The 6,638-nt window shown below is 35.7% G+C and carries 7 protein-coding genes and 1 pseudogene; 1 reads left to right on the top strand and 7 read right to left on the bottom strand.

Going from position 1 to position 6,638, the window contains the following annotated elements; all coding sequences use genetic code 11:
• The 7 genes from AC1DPQ_RS13785 to AC1DPQ_RS13755 all read right to left on the bottom strand — a co-directional run.
• A partial coding sequence (locus tag AC1DPQ_RS13785; protein WP_477609782.1) for a PLP-dependent cysteine synthase family protein occupies positions 1–997 on the bottom strand: 997 nt, incomplete at its 3' end.
• Positions 998–1,153: 156 nt separating this feature from the next.
• Positions 1,154–2,248: a DNA-processing protein DprA gene (dprA, locus tag AC1DPQ_RS13780; RefSeq protein ID WP_477579237.1), complete on the bottom strand. Its 1,095-nt coding sequence runs from the start codon at positions 2,246–2,248 to the stop codon at positions 1,154–1,156.
• A gap of 51 nt (positions 2,249–2,299) precedes the next feature.
• A complete protein-coding gene (locus AC1DPQ_RS13775; RefSeq protein ID WP_029277171.1) occupies positions 2,300–2,566 on the bottom strand; it encodes a hypothetical protein in 267 nt (88 codons plus the stop codon).
• Positions 2,567–2,712: 146 nt separating this feature from the next.
• Positions 2,713–4,203, bottom strand: coding sequence for a S41 family peptidase (locus AC1DPQ_RS13770; protein ID WP_477609780.1), 1,491 nt, complete (start codon positions 4,201–4,203; stop codon positions 2,713–2,715).
• A gap of 2 nt (positions 4,204–4,205) precedes the next feature.
• Positions 4,206–4,814, bottom strand: a complete 609-nt coding sequence (locus tag AC1DPQ_RS13765) for an HAD family hydrolase (protein ID WP_477609778.1) — start codon at positions 4,812–4,814, stop codon at positions 4,206–4,208.
• 1 nt (position 4,815) lies between these two features.
• On the bottom strand, positions 4,816–5,295 hold the full coding sequence (locus tag AC1DPQ_RS13760; RefSeq protein WP_477584421.1) for a hypothetical protein: 480 nt from the start codon (positions 5,293–5,295) through the stop codon (positions 4,816–4,818).
• Positions 5,296–5,361: 66 nt separating this feature from the next.
• Positions 5,362–6,012 carry an ABC transporter ATP-binding protein gene (locus AC1DPQ_RS13755; protein WP_477609776.1) on the bottom strand — a complete coding sequence of 217 codons (651 nt, stop codon included), beginning with the start codon at positions 6,010–6,012 and terminating at the stop codon, positions 5,362–5,364.
• Between the two features lie 196 nt (positions 6,013–6,208).
• Between AC1DPQ_RS13755 and AC1DPQ_RS13750 the strand changes: the two are divergent.
• Positions 6,209–6,638: pseudogene (locus AC1DPQ_RS13750) on the top strand (hypothetical protein); the annotation flags it as partial.

Below are 6,638 nucleotides of genomic sequence, written 5' to 3'. Positions count from 1 at the left end.
ATTTAGCGGTTAATTTTTCGTCCTGTAAAAATCCGCGTTCACGTAACCAATCTTCATTATACATTTTGCCCATGTAACGGCTGCCGTGATCATGAAAAATAACGACAACAACATCATCTGGCTTAAGCTTATCTTTTAGCTGTATTAATCCGCCAATGGCAGCACCAGCAGAGTTCCCAACAAAAATACCTTCTTTACGCGCAATGTCGCGAGTCATTAAAGCAGCGTCTTTATCTGTAACCTTTTCAAATAGGTCGATTACATCAAAATTTACATTTGCCGGAAGGAAATCTTCGCCAATACCTTCTGTGATGTATGGATAAATTTCATCCTTATCAAATATGCCTGTTTCTTTATATTTCTTGAAAACCGAGCCATAGGTATCGATTCCCCAGACTTTAATATTTGGATTCTTTTCTTTCAGATATTTTCCTGTTCCAGAAATGGTTCCACCAGTACCCACGCCAACTACCAAATGGGTAATTTTACCTTCCGTCTGCTCCCATATCTCAGGACCAGTTTGCTCATAATGAGCYTGTGAGTTGGCTAAGTTATCATACTGATTAGGTTTCCATGAATTTGGAACCTCGCGCTCTAAACGCGAAGAAACAGAATAATAAGAACGGGGATCTTCAGGCTCAACATTTGTAGGACAAACGATTACTTCAGCACCAAAGGCACGTAAAGCATCAACTTTTTCTTTCGATTGTTTATCTGTAGTGGTAAAAATACATTTATAACCTTTAATAATGGCGGCCATAGCCAGGCCCATACCTGTATTTCCGGATGTTCCTTCTATAATTGTTCCACCTGGTTTTAATTTACCACTTTTCTCGGCATCTTCAATCATTTTAACCGCCATACGGTCTTTAATTGAATTGCCTGGGTTAGTAGTCTCTATTTTCGCCAGAATTGTTCCCGGAACTCCTTTTGTTATCGTATTTAATTTTACCAATGGCGTGTTGCCAATGGTTTCTAAAATATTATTGTACCACATGTTGCAAAATTAAGCAATGGCATTAAGTATTTTATAAACTATATTTTATTCGAAACATAATTTTAAAAACAATAAATTGAAAGAATTTAATTCTATAATCTATAATAATGATAGGCATTATAGATTGATTATTGGGCAAAACGCAATTTCAATTTCTTATAAGAGTTTATATATCTTTCCCGGTAGCGAAACAATAATCCCCTGCATTTCTAATGTAAGGATTACAATTGCCAGTTTACTTTGCTGAATATTCAATTGAATGCAAAGCTCATCTATAGAAAGTTGGCCGTTTTGTAATGCATCAACAACCCGCTGTTCGTTAGGGGTAAGGCTAAGGTGTAGCGTGGTTTGCGCTTCCTTTTTCTTTTCTCCCACCTTATCATCCCAACCCAGGTAATAAATCAGATCATGAGCATTATTTATTAATCCGGCCCTATTGGTTTTAATCAGGAAATTACATCCTTCCGAAAAAACATCATTTGTTCTACCCGGAAAAGCATATACATCTTTATTATAAGAATTTGCGATTTCTGCGGTAATTAAGGCGCCTCCCTTTATTGATGCCTCAACTACAATGGTAGCATCTGCAATCCCTGCAATAATCCGGTTCCTTTGTGGAAAATTAGGCCGATCAGGATTGGTTAGGATCGGGAATTCGGTGAGCAGGCTTCCATTCAAAACCATTTTTTGAGCAATCGTTTTATGAATTTTTGGATACAATCGATCTAAGCCATGACCAAGCACACCAACGGTAGGAATATTATTTACAAAGCATTCTTTATGGGCCGTTATATCGATACCATAAGCCAAACCACTCACTATCAAAACATTGTGCGGCGCTAAAACTTCGCACAATTCTTTACAGAGGTTTTTTCCATAGCTTGTTGCATTACGGGTTCCAACGATACTGATGATACGCTGATGGTTAAAATCAACTGTACCTTTGGCATAAAGTAATATTGGCGAATCGATGCAATTCTTTAACCTTTTAGGGTATTTTTCATCAGAGAAAAACAATACTTCTATTCCATGTTTTTCAATAAAATCTAATTCTTGCCTGGCCCTTACCAAAGCATCGGTACTACGAATCGCTTCAATTGTTTTCTCTCCAATACCCGGAATCTGCAAAAGCTGCTTTTTGTTTGCAGAAAATACATTTTCGGCGCTTCCACAATAAGCAAGAAGATTTTTGGCCGTTACCGGGCCGATAGATTTAATAAAAGTTAAGGCAATTTTATGGAGCATGCTCATGATCTGATAAGGTTAAATAAATGCGGGATGATTTATTTCCTTAAAGCAAGCTTAAAAATCAATATCGATTAAACTTTTTAACGGAATATGAATATTATTCTTTAGCTGTATATATTTTTCTGTAACCGCCCAAACTGTAGTATCAACACGTTTTGGACCAATGGTAGTATTAAAAGTAATGACGGCTTTTGATTTAAACTCATTCCCCAGCCGTTGTGCTTCATCCAGTTTTGTTTTTAATTCTGTAGTATGATCTTCTTTTGCATTGATGATGTTTAAATAACTGATATGTTCCTTTTCTACAATTTCTATTGGCATGGTATCTCTTTAACGATTAATGTTAAACAAGCTTATTAATTTTTTATAAAAAAAACAACAATATTTTCTCAAATAATGCAATAACCACATAAAAAAGGCCAGATTTGAAATACAAAACTGGCCTTTTTAGTATAATTTATAGCTAATTACTTAAATTTCAGCTTTCTAGTTTCAACCATACCTTTAAATTCATGGTCCATCTTGCCAGAAAGATCTTCAACCTGTGTTTTAGATAATGGTGAGGTACTGCTAATGGCATTATCTTTAAGGAAAGAAGAGAAACCTCCATTAGCTGAATAGTATAAAGCTTGTGCCAATAGCTTTTCTGTTGGATCTCCAAAATCTTTGGTTACATCATCAAAAATATCTTTATCAACTGCCATTCCATCAAAGTAACCGCCTTGATTTAATTGATTTTTGGTTTCAAACTGGGGAATATATAAGTCGTTTTTATCTATACGGATGGAGAAAAAACCAACTGGTTTGCCATAAGTTTTCTTGCCAATCAGTTTAACATCAATTACAGGTTTTAAGTTGTTAATTAACAACTCGCTTGCCGATGCTGTACTGCCGGTTACAATAAAGTAAACCCTGGTTAGGCTATTCAATGATCCGCGTTTAGCAAAAACTTCTTGATTTCCCGCTGCAACTGTAGGTTTATAAGAATAGTCAAAGTAAGAATACATGCGTGTTACACCATCATTACCTTTAGCATAAAACTTCTGGTTTTGAAGAATAGTGGCTTGATTATCCTGCATCGTCTGTGTCCAGTAAGTGGTATACATCACTTTACCGTTTTGAGCGGTTGGTGCAATCAAATTAGTAAAGGCTTCTGATGTAGCAACCGAACCTCCTCCATTATAACGTAAATCGACAACAAGTTCAGTAATTCCATCTGTAGAAAACTTTGCAAATGCTGCATCCAGAAAATCAGTTGAATTGGTGGTAAAACTATTAAAAACAATATATCCCACCTTTTTCGCCCCTACAGTATAAGTATTGGTAAAAAGTACAGGATTGATATTATAACTTGCTTTGGTTACTGTTACATCCTGACTAGTCCCATCTGGTTTCAAAACCGTCATTGAAACCGTTGGGTTCGTACCAAAAATAGCATTCACTACATAATCAATCCTTGCATCAGTGGTATTAATATCTGTGCTACCATTAATTTTCGTAATCTGATAACCTCTTTTTAAGCCTTGAACACCAGCAGGTGATGTTGCATATACATATTTAATCCTTAGGTCATTCGCGCTGGCAAAAAATACAGAGAAACCAAAATCTCCAGCTACGCCACCTAATTCTCCAGCTACAGTACCATCATCGATAAATGAATATTTATCTTTTCCACCGGTACTTGGCAATGATTTTAAAGCTGCTAAAACCGCATTGTTTGAATTATATTGTCTTGGATTAAAGGCAGAATAACTTGGCATCCCAACATTCCARTAATACGTTTGCTGTGCATATAGGTAGATCGAATCCTTAGTTAACTCTGCCCGGGTTCCTGGAGTGCCTTGCGGTGCACCATCTCCATCAGGATTATTATTCGATTTTTTACACGATACTGTAAACCCAACCACAATAAGCAAAGCATATAAAAATGCATTTTGCGAAATAAATTTTCTAAGCATATTTACTTGTAAATTTCTAGTGACACAATATACGGCAAATTAATTAATTTAGATTGTTGCTCATCAAATTTATTTGCACCAACAACTAACGCCTGGTTAGGCGATAAATTGTTGCTGTTTAGTATGTTCTGAAAAATTTCTGCTTTAGTTAAACTTAGCTCCTCAACAAAATATACCGTAAGATATTGCTCTAGTCCATTCCACTCTGTTTGCTTAATTTTATTAAGTTGTTGCTCCGGGTTGCCGTCAGTTACAATAAATATTTGTTTGCGGTCTACCACAAGTTCCTGTATAAACTCGAGCATATTTTTATAAAGTAAAAGTTTTAAAGGTAAACGGGCATTCTGATGTAGAAGATCAAAATTATGCTTGTACTTCATATCAATGGCAAACTGATCTGCTGTTTTCTCAAAAAGTTTTTCAGTACCATTATTTCCGTATGCTGCACGCATAAATTCAATAATAGGCTGTGCACTTTTCTGCTCGGTATATTCTATAAACTGCGCAAACAGATAATAAACCTGTAGCAAATAATCCTTCTCTGGAAATAGCACATCATCCAATTCAAAAATTACGATCTGCTTGTCTTTCACGTATTGATATGCATCCATGTTAAATTGTAAAAAGTTTTAAATTATCAGCATCGTTATAACCAAATACTCCATTTAATTTGGGAGATACATTTGTAGGTAGAGAACCCTCCTCGGTTGAAAAAATCTGATCGCCGTGAATAAACACTGCAAAATTTTGATAAGTAAGCTTTTCTTCTGCTAGATAGTCAGCAATTATAGCTGCATCAGGCAATAGTACCTGAATTCCATACTCACTAAAAAGTACAGCAGATTTAGCCAATGGCTCAAGCTCATAATGGTGTAAAGGGATAATACAATCTATGGCCTCAGTGATACAAAAATTTAATAGAATATGAGCGATACTGTCTTTATTTAATACGCCTAACGATGAAAAGGCATAATTTTCAGTTACAATCCCCGGTACATCACCATAATCGGCAAGTAAAACAAAATGACTGGGAAATGCTTTCATCAGCTTCAAAGCCTTAGCATTGTTCCCTCCTGTTATCAGTATTTTCAAAGTATAATGATTGAATGAATAAGTTAGTTAATAATTGAATGAGAGAATGACCGAATGAACATGATTTTATACGATTAAGCCATCTTTCATGCTCACTACACGGTCGCTGGTTTTTGCAAGGTGTTCATTGTGTGTAACAATCACAAAGGTTTGATGGAAATTRTCGCGCAAACTTACAAACAACTGGTGTAATCCGGCTGSATTTTCAGAGTCTAAATTCCCTGATGGTTCATCAGCCAATATAATTGAAGGATTATTGATCAGCGCTCTTGCAATGGCTACACGCTGCTGCTCACCGCCAGACAGCTGATTGGGTTTATGCTGGGCCCTGTCTTTTAGTCCAAACAGATCTAACAGTTCAAATGCCCTGGTTTCGGCCTGTTTTTTATTGGTTTTGGCAATAAATGCCGGAATGCAAATATTTTCAATGGCACTAAATTCTGGCAACAAATGATGAAACTGAAATACAAAACCGATATTCTGATTGCGGAAAGTACTCAGCAGATCGCCATTCAATCTATTAACAACAGTGCCTTTTAGTTCTACAGACCCCACATCAGGTCTATCCAATGTTCCTAAAATATGCAATAAAGTACTTTTACCTGCACCAGATGGCCCAATAATACTTACAATCTCCCCTTTTTGCACTTCAAAATTTACGCCTTTTAAAATTTGTAGATTTCCGTACGATTTTCTTATTCCAGTGGCTTTTAGCATGCTTCAAATTTAATAAAAAAGGTTAAAGACTAAAGGTAAAAGCATAAAGACTAAAGCAAAAAGACTAAAGCACAAAGACTAAAGTTAAAATTAGAATCTGTGTAATCTCTAAATCTGTGTAATCATACCGAAGGAAAAAAATAATTTTGGAAATATCAATTTCTTATTTAACTTTGAAAAACAAAGCACTTTTAAAATGAGCACTCAGGAAGAACAATTAAATGCCTTAAAAGATATCAGACAAATGATGGACAGGTCGTCGAGATTTATTTCTTTGAGCGGTTTATCTGGTGTTTTTGCAGGCGTTATCGCTTTAATTGGGGCTTATTTTGCAAACGATGAAATTAACAAATTCATCGGTAAACGCGGTTACGGTTATGGCGTTGATGGAGAAATGGACCTGGAGTTTAACTTAATAAAACTTGGTATTTTTGTTTTGGTGATTGCTCTGGCTGGAGGAGTTTTATTTACCTATAGAAAAAGTCAGAAAAACAATCTTCCAATCTGGGATAAAACCTCTAAATCACTTTTAATTAATTTATTTGTCCCGTTGGTTGCCGGAGGTTTGTTTATTATTGCTTTATTGATTAACCATCCGAACACTTATGCCATCCGAACACTTATGC

The sequence above is a fragment of the Pedobacter sp. 01T416_2 genome (genome assembly GCF_056398925.1).
The sequence above is the reverse complement of the archived record's forward strand: the minus strand, read 5'-3'. Positions and strand labels throughout refer to the sequence as shown.